Here is a 242-nt window from a genome sequence, read left to right on the forward strand (position 1 = left end):
ACCGATGGATTTAATAAGTTTGAAAATGCATCACAGCTATGTAGTTATGTTGGTATTACACCAACGATACGAAAATCTGGGAGTAGTGTAAGAGGTCGAAGTAGAATAAGTAAAGTAGGCAACAAGAAACTAAGGAATCTATTGTTTTTATGTTCTTTTTCAGCTTGTAAGCACAATAAGGCTTGTAGAGAGATTTATGAACGACTAGTAGCTAAAGGGAAAAGTAAGAAACTGGCATTAAT

At 34.3% G+C, this 242-nt stretch carries 1 protein-coding gene; it reads left to right on the top strand.

All coding sequences use genetic code 11. The annotated features are described in order from the left end of the window. On the top strand, positions 1–242 hold a 242-nt coding region (locus tag Q0807_RS18885; protein WP_301162066.1), incomplete at both ends, for an IS110 family transposase.

It is taken from the genome of uncultured Winogradskyella sp. (genome assembly GCF_947495255.1).
Lineage (GTDB): Bacteria > Bacteroidota > Bacteroidia > Flavobacteriales > Flavobacteriaceae > Winogradskyella.